General features: G+C 65.7%; 13 protein-coding genes. 5 read left to right on the top strand and 8 right to left on the bottom strand.

Translation table 11 applies throughout. The features are described from left to right. Positions 1-166: 166 nt before the first annotated feature. A complete protein-coding gene (locus ACFWZ4_RS16350; protein WP_439705725.1) occupies positions 167-808 on the bottom strand; it encodes a hypothetical protein in 642 nt (213 codons plus the stop codon). Between the two features lie 445 nt (positions 809-1,253). Between ACFWZ4_RS16350 and ACFWZ4_RS16345 the strand changes: the two genes are divergently transcribed. Further along, positions 1,254-2,099 carry a hypothetical protein gene (locus ACFWZ4_RS16345; protein WP_439705724.1) on the top strand — a complete coding sequence of 282 codons (846 nt, stop codon included), beginning with the start codon at positions 1,254-1,256 and terminating at the stop codon, positions 2,097-2,099. A 34-nt stretch (positions 2,100-2,133) separates the two neighbouring features. Here ACFWZ4_RS16345 and ACFWZ4_RS16340 read toward each other — a convergent pair whose 3' ends face one another. Next, positions 2,134-3,129 (bottom strand): LysR substrate-binding domain-containing protein, encoded by a 996-nt coding sequence (locus tag ACFWZ4_RS16340; protein ID WP_439705723.1) that lies wholly within the window; start codon positions 3,127-3,129, stop codon positions 2,134-2,136. A 137-nt stretch (positions 3,130-3,266) separates the two neighbouring features. Here ACFWZ4_RS16340 and ACFWZ4_RS16335 point away from each other — a divergent pair, with 137 nt between their 5' ends. Next, positions 3,267-4,046, top strand: coding sequence for an SDR family NAD(P)-dependent oxidoreductase (locus ACFWZ4_RS16335; RefSeq protein ID WP_439705722.1), 780 nt, complete (start codon positions 3,267-3,269; stop codon positions 4,044-4,046). Between the two features lie 200 nt (positions 4,047-4,246). Here the strand turns inward: ACFWZ4_RS16335 and ACFWZ4_RS16330 are convergent, their stop codons facing one another. Beyond that, positions 4,247-5,467, bottom strand: a complete 1,221-nt coding sequence (locus tag ACFWZ4_RS16330; protein WP_439705721.1) for a PQQ-dependent sugar dehydrogenase — start codon at positions 5,465-5,467, stop codon at positions 4,247-4,249. A 260-nt stretch (positions 5,468-5,727) separates the two neighbouring features. On the opposite strand from ACFWZ4_RS16330, the gene ACFWZ4_RS16325 reads away from it, so the two are divergent. Further along, positions 5,728-6,543: a hypothetical protein gene (locus ACFWZ4_RS16325; RefSeq protein WP_439705720.1), complete on the top strand. Its 816-nt coding sequence runs from the start codon at positions 5,728-5,730 to the stop codon at positions 6,541-6,543. A 124-nt stretch (positions 6,544-6,667) separates the two neighbouring features. Here the strand turns inward: ACFWZ4_RS16325 and ACFWZ4_RS16320 are convergent, their stop codons facing one another. Next, a complete protein-coding gene (locus ACFWZ4_RS16320) occupies positions 6,668-6,898 on the bottom strand; it encodes a hypothetical protein (protein ID WP_439705719.1) in 231 nt (76 codons plus the stop codon). A gap of 162 nt (positions 6,899-7,060) precedes the next feature. Then, positions 7,061-8,176: a right-handed parallel beta-helix repeat-containing protein gene (locus tag ACFWZ4_RS16315; protein WP_439705718.1), complete on the bottom strand. Its 1,116-nt coding sequence runs from the start codon at positions 8,174-8,176 to the stop codon at positions 7,061-7,063. 489 nt (positions 8,177-8,665) lie between these two features. Between ACFWZ4_RS16315 and ACFWZ4_RS16310 the strand changes: the two genes are divergently transcribed. Further along, entirely contained in the window at positions 8,666-9,262 is a 597-nt protein-coding gene (locus ACFWZ4_RS16310) for a nuclear transport factor 2 family protein (protein WP_439705717.1), read from the top strand. A gap of 113 nt (positions 9,263-9,375) precedes the next feature. Here ACFWZ4_RS16310 and ACFWZ4_RS16305 read toward each other — a convergent pair whose 3' ends face one another. Then, a complete protein-coding gene (locus ACFWZ4_RS16305) occupies positions 9,376-10,668 on the bottom strand; it encodes a hypothetical protein (RefSeq protein ID WP_439705716.1) in 1,293 nt (430 codons plus the stop codon). A 286-nt stretch (positions 10,669-10,954) separates the two neighbouring features. Here ACFWZ4_RS16305 and ACFWZ4_RS16300 point away from each other — a divergent pair, with 286 nt between their 5' ends. Then, positions 10,955-11,332, top strand: coding sequence for a VOC family protein (locus tag ACFWZ4_RS16300; protein WP_439705715.1), 378 nt, complete (start codon positions 10,955-10,957; stop codon positions 11,330-11,332). Positions 11,333-11,563: 231 nt separating this feature from the next. On the opposite strand, the gene ACFWZ4_RS16295 is transcribed toward ACFWZ4_RS16300, so the two are convergent. Beyond that, a complete protein-coding gene (locus ACFWZ4_RS16295) occupies positions 11,564-14,497 on the bottom strand; it encodes a hypothetical protein (protein WP_439705714.1) in 2,934 nt (977 codons plus the stop codon). Between the two features lie 45 nt (positions 14,498-14,542). Continuing rightward, entirely contained in the window at positions 14,543-15,196 is a 654-nt protein-coding gene (locus tag ACFWZ4_RS16290; RefSeq protein ID WP_439705713.1) for a hypothetical protein, read from the bottom strand. Between the last annotated feature and the right edge of the window lie 186 nt (positions 15,197-15,382).

The raw sequence follows: 15,382 nt of genomic DNA, 5'->3' as shown, positions 1-15,382 counted from the left end.
ACCGGCGCATCAACTGGATCGCCTCACGCTTGAACTGAGCAGTAAATCGCTGCCGTTTCTCCATCGAACACCTCCGTGCGAGGATTGTCCTCGCTTTGTGGTGTCCGAGAGAGCGGGACCAGCCCACTCCGTCCCCTTTTTTTTGTTGGAGCCGTTTTTTCTATTCTCAGTTATGCGCCGGCAGCGTCTGGTCCGATCGCAGCTCGCGGGTTACCGGGTCGACGTCCAGCACATGGACCACGCCCCGCTTGGCATAGAACACGAGCAAGGCGTGGTCGTTCGTCAGCTGATGGTCGAGCAAGGTGTTGACGCCGTTGGCGAGCGTCTTGAGCTGGTGGCCGTCGACAGAGGCGAGGCGAATGTCCCAGGTAGCGTCGCCCTTGTTGTCCGTTTCAGCCGGGCGAGAGAGGAAAAGCAGGCCCAGCGCTCGAGAGTCCGACGACGAACCGTGAGTTCGAAGGGGATCGGGTTCGCCGACAACCGACAGGGCGGCGAGGGATTGCGCATTGTCGTCGAGCAGCCAGTGTGCCCGGCGGGAAGCGGTGTCGAAGAAGAGCAGATTGCGCAGGTCCGGAGGCGTATAGCTCGAGCTGAGCGAGCCCACCTGCGGCCCTTCGCTGCCCAGTTGCGCATAAAGCATGGACGTGCCCGGGATCGCTGCGAAGCGACCCAGTTTCAGTGCAACCTCATGCTGATCCGGCCGGTCAAGCCGCCCAATGGTGGCCTTGCCGTCTGGCACCTGTCTCATCGATCTGGAAGCCCCGACCATGCTGACGGCGCCGTACAGCACCAGCAAGAGCAGCAGCAATCCAGTGATGCCGACGAAAAAAGGGGACGGAGGCAATTAAATCGCAATAATTGCCTCCGTCCCAATTGATGAAAGAGGTCAGGTGCTATTTACTTTAGGCAATAACAAAACCGAAATATGGGGGTCAGAGCCCGTTAACTGGACCAGATCCGAATAAGGAATAAGTGGGTCGGAGCCGTTTCTTGTGGCAACCGAATCGATTTCACACAAAACAGTGGTCAGAGCGCACTTTTCAAGTCGACTCTGACCCGGGATCCGGCAAATAGCCCGACTTCTTTGATGGATATGGCGAGTTGCGCGAAGTAGGCGTATGGTCCGCACACGGCGCTGATCAGGGATTAGGATGGTCATGCACAGGGAAGGTAGCGTCGGCGCGGCTGCGCCGATGCAGGGCGGGATCGTCTAAACGTTCAAAATGCGAAATCAAACCACGGGAAATTCCCACATGCCACGTCCCTACTTTCTCCACCGCGTCCTTTCCGTGAGTGTCGGCCTGGCCGCTGCCTGCATGTCGCTGCCCACGTTCGCCGATATGCCGATTGCAGTCACCTTTCCGGCAAACAGTGTCTGGGCGCAGGAAGTCGGCAACCTCACCCGTTCGGACGACTCGCTGGATTACACGGTGGCGGTCGCGGCGGGCAAGACGTTGCAGCTCAACCTCCTGAGCCGCAATCCCAACGTGTTTTTCAAGGTGACGGATCAGAGCGACGGCAAGGTGGTGCTGGATACGCGCAAGACAGGTGAGTCCACCTGGTCTACACCGAACGCGACGGCCACCACCTATGCGATTCGGGTCTATATCGATTCTGCCGCGTTGAAGTTCGACAACACTGCGAAATTCGCGTTGCAGATCGGGCAGTACGGCGCCGAAGACTTGCAGTCGCCGGCGACCGCAGTGACGTTCGAGCCTGGCGAGCCGTGGGCGCAACGGGATGGGGTCCTGGATGCCGGGGCTCCTGTTTACAACTTCACCGTTGCCATCGCGGCCGGCATGACAATCAAGGTCAATCTCGTCTCGAGCAATCCCGAATTGCACTTCCGCGTGAGCGACCAGACCCATGACAAAAAGCTGGTCGACACGAGCGCGACCGGGGCGAACACCTGGTCCGAATCGGTTGCGGAAGCGACGAATTATGCGATCCAGGTGTACGCCGATCCTGCGGCGATGCCGTCCGGACAAAAAGCACGGTTCACCCTGCAGGTTGGGCAGTACGCTTCCGGGGACATACAACCGGCCAAGCCAGCCACCGTGCCGACAGCTGCACCAAAAGCGGGGCTGGCTCACCGGTAGCCACGAAACAAAACGGGGTGAAACAACAACGGGCTCAGGTTCTCGTATCTAGCGCTCGGAAGTGAACCTGGCCCCGCATTTCCGGGCTGCTCCGGGGCCCGCCAGCCCACTGGGAAGCGGCTGTCGCGCTCCGGTCGAGCTCAGCGAACAGTTCCATCGTCCACTCGACGAACACCCGCACCTTGGTGCTGAGCTGGCGGCTGGGCGGGTAGACGATGTAGACCTCCTGCGGCGCCGGCCGCCACCGTTCGAGAACCGGGACGAGCATGCCGCGCTCGATCGCCGGGCGAACCATGAAGTCCAGCGTGTGGATCACGCCCAGCCCGGCCAGAGCGACGGTGACGTGCGCGTTGCTCTCGTTGACACTGATCGGCGTCGGCGGCTCGATCTGCAACGGCTTGCCCTTATCCAGGAAATGCAGCGGCTGGTTGCGGCCGGTGCGTGCGGAGAAATAACCGGCAACGACGTGGCCGCCCTCCGCCAACTGCTCGGGCCGCTCGGGGGTGCCATGGCGGGCGAGATAGGCGGGGCTGGCGCAGGTGGTCCAAGGCAGGGCGCCAATGCGGCGGGCGATCAGCGCGGGGTCGGTGGCGCTGTTGCGGATGGCGCAATCGATGTTCTCGCCGATCAGGTCGACCGTGCGATCGGTGACGCCCAGTTGCAGTTCGATGTCGGGGTAGGCGGAGCGGAAACGCGGCAGGGCAGGGATCAGGATGCCGCTGGCGACCGAGCCGCCGGTGTCCACCCGCAGGCGGCCGCGCGGATTGCTGCGGGCGCGCCCCAGCGTCGCCTCGACGTCGGCCAGCTCTTCCAGTACCAGCCGGATGCGCTCGTAGTAGGCGGCGCCATCCTCGGTCACGCTGACACGCCGGGTCGTGCGCTCAAGCAGTTTGATCTTGAGGTGCCGCTCGAGTGACTGGATCGCCTTGCTGACCGTGGCGGTTGGCATCTGCAAGGTCTGCGCCGCGCGCACGAAGCTGCCGGTTTCCACGACGCGGGCGAAGGCCCGGATGGCTTGCAGGTGGTCCATCGACGCGGCTCCGAGGAGACGATTTGATTATCCACCGGTGGAAATAAAGAAACCACGGAAGATGGATTTATCCCTCGATCATGAGGGAATAGGCTGCTCCCCTAACGGCGACACCTGGTCGCCCTCGGAGACAGCCCATGAATACCCCGACCTCCATCCACAGCACGCGCCACGCCGGCAAGATCGCCCTGGTCACCGGCGGTAGCTCGGGCCTGGGCCTGGCCACCGCTCGGCGGCTGGTGCAGGAAGGCGCAGAGGCCGTGTACATCACCGGCCGCCGTCAGGCCGAACTGGATGCCGCGGCGACGACCATCGGCGAGAAGGCCATTCCGATCCGCGGCGACATTGCCGTGGCCGCGGACCTGGATCGCATCTTCGCCACCATCGGCGAGCGCCACGGCCGGCTGGACATCCTGTTCGCCAACGCCGGCGGCGGCGAATTCGCCCCGCTGGGCGCGATCACCGAGGCGCAGTTCGACAAGTACTTCAACATCAACGTCAAGGGCACGCTGTTCACCGTGCAGAAGGCGCTGCCGCTGATGAAGCCCGGCGCGGCGATCGTCATCACCGGGTCGATGGTGTCGACGCAGGGCGTGCCGGCGTTTGGCGTGTACGCCGCCACCAAGGCGGCCTTGCGCTCGTTCACCCGCACCTGGGCCTCGGACCTCAAGGGCAGCGGCATCCGCGTGAACATCGTGGCGCCCGGCGTCGTGGTCACGCCGGGTTACAAGAACGAGCTGGGCATGAGCGACGAACAGATCGCGCAGTTCGAGGTGCACACCGCGTCCGTCACGCCGCTGGGGCGTAGTGGAAAGCCGGAGGAGGTGGCCAGTGCCGTGTCCTTCCTCGCCTCGGACGAGGCCAGCTACATCACCGGCGTGGAGCTGTTCGTCGATGGAGGCCAGGCGCAGGTTTGACGGCCAAGCCGATCGAAGAGAAACGGGTTCAGCCGGGCGTCGTCGGCGGGCCTGAGCCTCACGGCACAGCCATAAGAGGGGCGGGTCCATTTTTCCCGTGGGGGTGAATGAACCTGCTCGCTTTTTGCTTTTTTTCGCGAGACCTTTTTGTCTGGAGTGGACGTTGACCCAGTCCTTCCAAACGACCGATTTGCGGGATCCTATTTGGGCATGAGGTGGTACAGGCCGCCCGGCGCGGCATCTTCCAGCATCCAGAGCGAACCGTCCGGGGCTTCTTCGATATCGCGGACGCGTTTGCCGATGTCCCAGCGCTGGACCGCGGTCGCGCCGCCCTTGCCGTCGAACGTGACCCGGACGATGGTTTCGGCGGCAAGGCCGCTGATCAGGGCGCTGCCCTTCCAGTGCGGAAAAGCGCTGCCCTTGTAGAACATCAGATTGCCCGGTGCGATCACCGGCACCCAGTAGATCACCGGCTTGGCGAGGTCGGGGCGCGTACCGGGGCTGGGGATGGGCACGCCGTTGTAGTTGACGCCATAGGAGACCAGCGGCCAGCCGTAGTTCTTGCCACGTTGGATCAGGTTCAACTCGTCGCCGCCGCGCGGGCCATGTTCGACTTCCCACAGTCGGCCGTCGGGTGCGAAGGCGAGGCCATACGGTGTGCGCACGCCGGTGGCCCAGGTTTCGGCCGGCGTCAGGTTGGGCCCGGGGAACGTATAGGTGCTGACGACCGGCGCGGTCTTGGCTTTCTCGGTGTCCTCTGCCGGGTCGATCAGCGCAATGGTGCGGGCGCCGACCTTGCCTGCCCACGGATTGCCCGGCGCAGGTTTGCCGTCCAGCGTCAGCCGGAGGATCTTGCCTTCCGGCTGGTTGGGATCCTGCGCGGGTGTGAAGCGCTGGCGGTCGCCCACCGTGAGGAAGAGATATTTGCCGTCAGGCGAGAAGGCAATCTGGGCGCCAGCCTGGCCGCCCTTGCCGGTCGGCATCTGGCGCCACAGCACCTTGTAGCCGTCGAGCCGTGGTTGCTTGCCATCCAGCACGAGCTGCCCGCGGCCCAGCGTCAGTCCGCCGCCATACTCGCCCGGGGCGACATAGGTGAGGTAGACGTTGTGGTCGGTGGCGTAATGGGGCGAGAGGAAGACGCCCAGCATGCCGTTCTGGCCTTCGACGTAGCTCGGCGGGACGCCGGCGATTTCGGTCTTGGCGCCTTGCGGGGTAACCAGGTCGACGCGGCCGACCTTCTCGGTCACCAGCATGCGGCCATCGGGCAGGAACGCGATGCGCCAGGGCAGGTCGAAGCTCGCCACCTTCGTCATGGTGAAGGGCAGGCCGGGATCGGCTTTCTGCTCCCCCGCGTTGGTCTGCGCATGGACGGCGCTTGTCAGCAGGGCGGCCAGAAACACCCCGGTTGCGAGCTTCATCATCGGTACGTTCCCTTATCCGGATCACCAGAAAAACATCTTAGTGTCGGGATGCCGTGGTGGCGTGACGGCCCGACCGGATGCAAAACGGGACAGAGCGGGTGCAGCGCGCCGCTTTTTGTGTTCCTGCATCCAACCATTCCGGTGGATGTCGATTTCGGACGATCCGCTTCGTCGTTCCGATGCATGGTCGAGATGCCGCGCGACCATGACCGCGATTTCAAGCCCGCCACCGGCGCCACCTAGAGAGCAACGCAATGTTCATGACGACGATCGCAAGGATGTCTACAAGCGGGGCATGCGGCTCCCGCCCGACCGTTCGGAGGCTCGAGGGCCGGGCGGCCACGGGAGGGGTTGCTGCCAGGCGCATCGCTTGCGTCGCGCTGGTCGCCTTCGCGCTGGTCGGCGCCGGTGCGCAGGCGGCCGGGTCCTACCCCCGCATGGCGCCCGTCAAGGCCTACCTGATGGAGCGTGGCGATGAAATCGCGCTTGCCAGGAGCGCCGCACCCGTTTCCATCTCCAAAGACGCGACGGTCCTGGTGCTGACGCCCACCGGCTATGAAGCGGCGGTCACTGGCACCAACGGATTCGTCTGCTGGGTCGCCCGCGGTTTCAGCGGTGCTCCGGACTGGCCCGAGCGATGGAACCCGAAGATCCGCGCCGCGGGATGCGACAACCCCCAGGCCGCCCGCAGCGTGACGCCGATCGCCCGGCTTCGCACGGCGATGACGCTCGCCGGTCGTTCCGACGCCGACATTGCCGAGCGCATCAAGGTCGCCCTTCGCACCCGGGAAATCCCGCCGCTGGGGGCAGGGGCCATGTGCTACATGATGTCGAAGTCGTCCTATCTTTCCGACGACGGCGGCCACGACATGGCGCACGTCATGTTCTACGTGCCATCGAAGGACGGCGCTGACTGGGGTGCCAACGCGTCGGGCTCGCCTGTTTTCGGCGGGAACTACTGGTACTACACGCCCGATCACCAGGCCGATGCTGCCAGCCTGCCGCCGCTGTCGGTCCTGCTGGTCGGCGTCGCCACCTGGTCGGATGGGACGCCTGCAGCGATGCCTCCGATGTAGCTGCTCCCGATGCAAGGCCGCGGCTGGACGAAGAAACAACAACGGGGCGAGACAAACAAACCGACACGTGGATCAGGTCCACTTCCCTTGTGTGCGAAGGTGAGCTTCGCGCTGGTCGGTTCGTTTATCTGTCCAAGGTCTTGTCGCGGTGCTGCGGATTCCGGGGCCGGGCCTTGTAGGCCAGCCGTCCGGTTTCCGTGTCCGTGAGCAGCCGGCGCTTCAAGGCCGACTCCGGCATCCACTTGGCCACCGCCATGGCAATAAGCCGAGCGGTTCCATACAGGACGATGGCAACGACGGGAGCGATAGCGATGCCCATGGCGGTCCGCAGGATCGTCGAATTTGGGTCAAGCATGGTGGTATGCCTCCCTAAGCCCTGGCGTGCAGTGGCTTTCCCGTGGGTTCCAGGCGCGCAAGACGATGCAGATGCCTGGTCAAGCAAGTATGCGCGTTATCCCCGAGCGCAAAAAAAAGGGCAGCCATGAGGCTGCCCCGGGGAGGACCCAGTCGGTGAGGCTTAACGGGTGTAGGTGTTGTACTTCGTGTTCGAGTAGAAGTTGCTGTACACGGTGATGTTGTAGCAGCCCTTGCTGAACTGGATGTCGCGGCTGAGCGAACCGCCTTCCTTGGTCGCGGACATGTAGCGGGTGCTGTTGTACTTGAGCGTGTTGCCGGTGATCAGCCAGTCGTGCGACTTGCCGCTCGGACGCACGCCCGCCAGGCCGTTCTGGGTCGCGTAGTTGCCGGTGAACGTCACGTAGCCGGCGCCGATGCCCATCGCGCCGAAGCCGTAGTTGCCCTTCAGCGTGTTGCCGACGATCGCGATGTCGGAAATGTTGGTGTGCAGCTCGATGCCGTTGCCGTGATTGTTGGCGAACGTGTTGTTCTCCAGACGGACGGCATTGGTCTGGCCTTCGGTCATCGGCTCGATGTCGATGCCCGCTTCCGGCAGCGTGCCGTTGGTGCCCTGGAAGGTGCTGTTGACGATGTAGACGTGCTGCGACGGGCCGATCGACAGGCCCTGGCGGCGGTTGTTGCTCGACACGACGCCGTCGACGGTCACGTAGTCGGAGCGCACGTGGACCTTGTTGACGTCCTTGGCGCCGATCCACACGCCGTCGCCCCAGAAGTTGGAGAGGTTGACCTTCTGCACGAGCACGTTGGTCGCGGCCGTGATGTTGATGCCGTAGCCCCACTCGCCGGTGTCGCCGATGTGCTTGGCGCGGTCACCGACCAGGTTGCCGCCGGAGATGCTCACGTCGGTCACGTTGTAGACCTGGAAAACCATGTAGCGGCTGTTGCTGGTCGGGATCACTTCCAGGGTCGCCAGCGGATCCATCACCACGCTGGTGTGCGAGCGCAGCTTGATGGGCTTGGTGGCGTTGACCATGTAGTGGCCGGCCGGGATGGTGACGGTGCCGCCGCTGGTCGGCAGTGCGTTGATCGCGGCCTGGATGGCGGCAGTGTCGTCATGCACGCCGTTGCCCAGGGCGCCGGTGGTGCGCACGTCGACGGTCGCGGTCTGCCCGATGACCGGCTTGGGCATGGCAGTCCACCAGTCGGCGGCGAACGAGGGCGCGGCGACCGCGGAGAGGGCCAGTGCGGCGAACGCCAGCATCAACGGCTTCTTCACGAGGCGCTTCGAGGTGACGGAGGTGCGAGCAGCCGCCGCAAGCTTATGGTTCTTAAGGGAAACGTTCATTTTTAGGCAGGTCTCGGGTCTTTGTCGGGAAAAGACTTCGTCACGCGAAGCTCACGACAAAAATGCGCGATCGTCACATGCCTGAGCAAGCTCGACAGAAGGCAGCTGTGACGAATCCTTGACGCCGTTGGCAGAAAGTGCCGGTTGGCCCTGCAGGCACGCCCGAGCGGTTGGGAACCGCATCACGCACGGGCCGGAGAGCACCCAGGCAGGGGGGTGTCAGCCAGCGCCGCACGATTTACCGTAGAGCTCGTTCCGAGGCAGGAATCAGGCTGGCCACTGTCTTAGGGAGGCGAGTGATCGAGGTCGCAGCCAACGTGGGAACTCGACTGCGACCTCGCTTCCCATTGCCCGCGAAGAGGTCGTGCGCCGCTGGAACTTTGCTGATCCACCCACCCCGACTCCCACTGGAGAACGCGTATGAACCTGGTCTCGTCCCGCAAGTTGTTTCTGCCGTGCGCGCTGGCGCTTGCCGTGTCGTTCCCTCTGGGGGCCGCCGCCCAAAACGCCGCGGCATCCAGCGCCCCGGCATCCGGCACCACCACTGCCGGGACACAGGCCACGCCGGCCGCGCGACCGGCGGACGTGGCCTCGATCGACGCGATATTGAAGGCGGCCTACGACACGATTTCGGGGCCAAGGGGCCACCAACGCGACTGGAATCGCCTGCGTTCGTTGTTCGCGCCAGGCGCGCGGATGATTCCCACGCACACCAGCGACGGCGGCGTCACCACGACGCGGGTGCTGGGCGTCGATGAGTACATCCGCCTGGGCGATCCGAAGCTCAAGGAGATCGGCTTTTTCGAAGACGAGGTGCACCGCACGGTGCAGCGCTTCGGCAACATCGCACAGGTGTTCAGCACTTACGAAACGCGCCATGCGGCGGCCGACAAGCCGTTCCAGCGCGGCATCAACAGCATCCAGCTGCTGTTCGACGGCCATCGCTGGTGGATCGTGACCATCTACTGGCAGGGCGAGCGCCCGGGCCTGCCGATTCCGAAAGAGTTCGGCGGCTGATCGCCTTCCAGACGATTCGGGACAGTAATGACGCTGCCGCTTCTTTGAGGGAACCGAAAACCGTGGGTCGGCGGTGGACTCTGAAAGCCGACGCCAACCCACGTCACTTCCGATCACATCGAGGGAACGTGCCAGTCATACGCATCGCCGTAGCTCACGAAGCGGGCGTTGCCAGTGACAGGGTCGATCACGTAGACCTTGTGCGTTCCCGTCCCGGGCGGGGGCGGGTACTGGAACGCATCGAAGTCGCAATTGGCGAGCAACAGCTTGCTGTCGGGCGAGAAGCGGACCGGGTTCCAGAACATCTCCGACCCTACCCGGTAGTTGTCGACGCAAGCGCTGGTGATCTTGTGCATCCCGGTGCCGTCGGCGTTGAAGGCGTAGAGCTCGAAATCCGAGATGTTTCCACCCATCAGGATTGCCAGCGAGCCGTCCGGCGAGATCGCTGCGTGGTTCAGCCACTCCCGCGTGACATTGGTGGGATCGACAAGCGGAGAGACCTGCCCGGTGAGCATGTTCTTGACGCACCAGACGACCGGTGTCTCCGGGTTTGTCGCGGCGGCGCACGGGCCGGGCGCATCCGTGTTCGCCAGCACCGGATAGAGCACCTTGTGGCCGTCGTAGGACAGGTCGCCGACGCCTCCCTGGTTATAGGGCGCCTCGACGTACTTCTGCACCAGGGTGGCCGTGCCGGTGGCGGTATCGATCAGGAACAGGTCGGCAGCGAAGTGGTGTGTGCCATCGGACAGTACGGCGTAGGCCAGCATGCTTCTGCCATCGCCCGACCAACGGATGCCCTCGATGGCGCGGTAGTTCCAGCGGGGCGCGCACCAAAGCTTGTGATCGGCGCTGCCGTCCGGATGCATGAGCCGGATGCAGGCCGGATGCTTGTGCGGTTGATCGTCGGCGGAATTGGCATAGGCGATCTCGTTGGTGCCGGCCGGTCCCCAGGTGACCGAACCGTAGCTGGGGCCCTCGCTCGGTGGTTGCAGATCGTCGTTGCCGGGGAACAGGGCCTTGATGCGCTCGCCCTGTGCGTTCATGAGGAAGTATTTGCCCCGGATCGTCGGATTCGGGTAGGCCAGATCGGAGTACTGCTTGAGGTAGAGGCTGTAGCGCCCACTCGGCGAGAACGCATTGATAGGCCGCGGGGTAGGGCTGGGGAGATTGAATATGCCTGGTTTCCAGGGGGTCAGTTGACGCTGGCCGGTGCCATCGTCGCGGATGCTGAAGATCGCGCTGCTGATGGGCCACTTGCTGCCGTTGATCATGCCGGACTTGTGGCGCGTCAAGAGCACCGTGCCAGGCGAACTCTGCGCGGCCGCGACCAACGGTTGTGCGGCCAATGCAGTGGTAAACAGGCAGGCAAGCGCGGCGAGCGCGCGGTTCCGGGACACAGCTTTCATGACACTCTCCTGGGCCATTGCGGCCGTCATGTCATTCGTTCGGGCGACCGGCGCACCGCGGCGCCCCCTACACCTGCGCCGGACATAGGAGCCTAGGCCCGTATCTGCGTGTGGCCTGTGAAAAACGCCGTGCGGAAGCTGCCCGCAGGCATCGCTCGATAGCGGCCATTTCGATGCTGCGTACCGAGCGGAGTGAGCCTGCCCCGTCCGGTTGTGACACCCCTGTAACAGGCACGCGCGCAACGTTATGGGAGCTGTGGCATCCCAGCGATGAGAGGAGTGCACCATGCTCCGGCACAAGACGTCGAACGCTATCGTGGCGGTCAGCGACCTGGAACGCGCTCGCGCGTTCTATACCGGCACCCTCGGCCTCGAACTGGGCGACGAGGGCATGGAGGGCGTGCTGAGGTACCGCACGGGCGACAGCTGGCTTGTGGTCTACCGTTCCGAGAACGTGCGGCCAGGTTCGGGCAACGCCGTTGCGTGGAACGGCGGTGGCGATGTGGAGGCCATCGCCGAGGCACTTCGTACCAAGGGCGTCACGCTCGAGGAATATCCCGCGTTGGGCATGCGAATCGACCGTGGCGTCCACACGTCGGGCGGCTTCGCTGCCATCTGGTTCAAGGATCCGGATGGCAACGTGCTTCACGTAAACAGCGCGTGACTCGCTGCAGAAAAGAAGCAGCGGTGGACTTATCCGCATTGCGCAAGTGGAGCCGGTCTGGCCCCTTTCTCGCACGACGTCCTCGCGCTTTTGAGTAGCCCCGAGGGTTGGAATCCAATTCCCCGTCCGAAGGAGATTGGACGTGAGGAACGCTTAAGTCGAAGCGCCGATCATCGGCCCTCGCGTGAGGCAGTCGATCGCCTGCCCGGAGGCAGGCGATCACGCTCGCTGCTACCAGCTGAAGCCCGCGCCCGCGGAAACGCTGCGCTCGCTGCCGGAGAAGGCGCCGCCGAGCGACACGCTGGCATTCGGTGAGACAAGGTGCTGGTAGCCCACCGCGAGCGCGGGCCTGCCGCCCTGCGAGCCGACACCCACGCCAACCCGGTTCCTTCCGGAAAGGCCGGCGGTATTCATCGCCGCCGCGGCCATCGCACCATTCATCGCGCCCGTGCGGTCGATGCGTGCATCGGTCTGCGCGAAGCGACGCTGGATCTGCTGCTCGAACTGCGCGAGGCCGTCGGTCCAGCCCGCGAAGCGGGTGTCGGTATAGGCCTTGGAGGCGGTCAGCGTGGCCGCGTCGCCAGCCTCCACCTGTCCGACGTTCGCCGCGTCGGTGGTCGCGGTACCGGCCGCCACGTGGGTGACGCGACGCTCGTTGCCGGATCCGCCGACGGACACGGTGTTCGCTTCGTCCGCCACCGAGCCATTGCCCAGCGCGACGCTGTTGTCGGCGGTGGCCTGCGCGTTGTTGCCGTAGGCCGCCGAGAAGTTGCCCGAAGCCAGTGCGTTGTCGCCCACCGCCGTGGTGTTGGTTCCCAGCGCCTGCGCGCCTGCACCGACCGCCACCGACGATGCCGCGATCGCGCCGTCGCCGATCGCTACGCTGCCTTCGCTCTGCGCCTGCGCGTTGCGACCCACCGCCACGCCGCCCTCGGCCAATGCCTGCGCGCCGTCGCCGCAGGCGATCGCCTGGGTCCCGCATCCACCGCTGCCGCCGAGGCTGGCCAGCCATTCCTCCTCGGTACCGGTGTAGCCGCCCGCGACGGCGACCTGGTAGGCGCTGGCGCCCGCCGGGCCCTGCGGTCCCTCGGCGCCGGTAGCGCCAGTCGCTCCCGTGGCACCGGTACCACCCGCGGGCCCTTGTGCGCCGGTGGCGCCCGTTGTGCCGGTCGGACCCGCCGGTCCCTGCGGCCCGACCAGCGACGCCAGCCATTCGGTTTCGGTACCGGCGAAGCCGTTGTTGACGGCGACCTGGTAGGCGCTGTCGCCGGCGATGCCTGCACCGGACGTGGTCATCCATGAATCGACCGCCGCGAACGCCGCGCCCACGCTGTTGTAGCTGGTTCCCTGGATGGCGTAGGTCGGTGCGGTGAACGTTCCGCCCGCATAGCTGGCGCCGCCGCCCAGCGCGGACATCATCGGCAACAACTGCGACAGGTTGACCGCATCGGTATCCGCCGTGCCCGCGGCAAGGTGGATGATCTGGTGCTCTGCGCCGGCCTGGCCGACGGAGACCGCGTAGTCGCGGTCGGCCACGGCGCCGAACCCGATCGCGGTGCTGCCGATGTTGAACGCGCGGCTGTCGACGCCGATCGCGGTGCTGCTGTCGCCCGCGGCCAGGTTGCCGCCGCCGACCGCCACGGAATACTTGCCGGTCGCGCCGCTGGCCTCGCTGCTGGCTTCGTTCGTGCCGTCGCCGTCCAGGTCGAGGTCCAGGGTCACCGCACCGTCGCCGTCGCGGTCGTACCAGCCGCCGACCACCAAGGCACCATCCCCGCCGGCCAGACCCAGTTCTCCCAGCGCGACGCTGCGCGCGCCCGTGGCGATGTTCAGGCGACCGATCGACACACTGCGGCTTCCGCTGGCGACGTTGATGCTGCCCACGGCAGTGGCGCCGGCATTGGACGCCTCGTTGAAGCCGCCGATCGCGAACGACTCGGTGCCGCTGGCGACGTTGCCCGTGCCCATCGCCGCGGAGTTGGTCGTCGACGCGGTATTGCTGTTGCCGAAGACGCTGCTGTAGTCGCCGGAAGCGGTGTTGAGCAAGCCGACTGCGGTCGCCTGCTTTCCGCTTGCGACGTTCGCGTAGCCCGCCGCGAGGGAGCCCAGCCCCGAGGCGCGCGACGCGACGCCGATCGCGGTGGCGAAGCTGGCGGAGGCGGTCGTGACCTCGGAGCTGCTCTCGTTCGTGCCGTCTCCATCGAGGTCCAGGTCGATGGTGACCACGCCGTTGCCGTCCGCGTCGACCCAGTTGCCGATCGCCTGACTGTTCTGGCCCGAAGCGACCGCGCGCACGCCGACGGCGACGCTGCCGACCGCCGAGGCGGTATTGCGCCAACCGAACGTCTGGGCGCCCTCCGCGCTCGACGTGTTGTTGAAGCCGAAGGCGCTGCTTTGCAGGCCGCCGGCGGTGTTTGCATAACCGAACGCGCTGGCGCTGCTGGCGCCACTGGCGGTGTTCGCGTAACCGAACGCGCTGGCTTGCGCGCCGCTGGCCGTGTTGCCGCCGCCGAAAGCCGTACCGTTCAGGCCGCTCGCGGTATTGCCCAGGCCGAACGCGCCGCTAAACGACCCGGTGGCGGTGTTGTTGAAGCCGAATGCCGTGTCGCTGCCGTTGGTCGCGGTGTTATTGCGGCCGAAGGCGACGCTGTTCCCGCCGGCGGCGTTGTTGTTTTCCCCGAACGCGTTGGCGTGCTGGCCGCCGGCGGTATTGTTGAAGCCGAACGCACTGCTGTAGTCGGCGCTGGCGAGGCTGTTGTTGCCGTGCGCGCTGCTGAACATGCCCAGAGCGTTGTTGTTGAACCCGAACGCGCTGCTGTACTGGCCGGCGGACGTGTTCCCATAGCCGAACGCGCTGCCGTAGCTGTTCCTCGCCACGTTGCCGTAACCGAATGCGCTGCTGTAGGCGGCGCTGGCGTTGTTGAACATTCCGTAGGCGGACGCCTGCGGATTGCAGGTCGCGTTCTGTCCCAGGACGCCGCCGGAGGCGGTTTCGTTTTCCTCCACGCCCTGGTTGGTGGACGGCGCGGGCGAGATCACGTTGCCGCTGGCGTCCACGCAGGAGGGATCGGCAGCCCAGGCGGGCGCCGACATCGCGGCGAGCAGGGCCAGCGCCAGCGGCGACAGCATCCGGTTGCGATCGCGGTTTCGGTTCGAGTGTTTCATGTGCTTCCCCTGCGGTTGGTATTGCATGAAGAACGCCGCGGCGGCTCAGCCGCGGGGCTGTGATCGGGTGGCGGCGAATGCGTCGAGCGCCCAGACCGCCGCGCGTTGCGCGCCGGCGGCCAGAGCGGCGCTGGCATAGGCGTCGAGCAGGCGGTCGCGGGCGGCTTGCACGGCGGCTGCCTCGGGCTGCCGGCGACGCGTGAGATAGTGCGAAGCGGGTCGTGCAAACGGCAGGGCGAGCCAGGCCGCCAGCGCCGTGTCCGTCACTCCGGAGAACAAGCGCGAATGCAGGGCGATGGCGCCGAGGGCTTCGCCTGCGCGCTGCGATCCGCTGGCGACGGCGAGGAAACGGCGCCATTTCTCCAGCAGCGGCGGCGGTGGCGAGGGCGCTTCACCGATCGCGCGCAGGTCGACGGCGGCCAGCCAGGCCATCCCGCGCAATTCGACCGCCCATGCCTGCGCGGTGGCGAGGAGGCCAGGTTCGCTGGCGTGCCAGCCGGCCAGCGCATCCATCGCTTCCGCGCAAAGGCTGTCGAGATCGGCCTCCAGGGCCAGCCAGTCCCGATAGGCCTGGCGCCCGAACCCGGCTTTCGCGGCGATCTGCTCCATGCGCTCGGCCTGGTCCCGTTGCGCCCGCCGGAGCAGTTCCGGCAAACGCGGCGGTGGGTTGTTGCCTTGCCCGTCGATCTCCTGGAACACCAGCGCCCCCCTTACGTCGCGCAGTTCGCCGCGAGCAGGACCCGCCACGTGGGCCGAAGTGGGCCATTCCTGTCCGCTGCGGGTCTTTCCTCGGCAGGGAAAAGTTCTGAAACCTTCTGAAAACCGCTTGCCGGTCGGCGGTTACTGCCTGAAGCTGGCGGCCGATCGGGGGCATCGGGGGAAGCG

It is taken from the genome of Frateuria sp. GZRe12 (genome assembly GCF_051900535.1).
Lineage (GTDB): Bacteria > Pseudomonadota > Gammaproteobacteria > Xanthomonadales > Rhodanobacteraceae > Frateuria_A.
The sequence above is the reverse complement of the archived record's forward strand: the minus strand, read 5'-3'. Positions and strand labels throughout refer to the sequence as shown.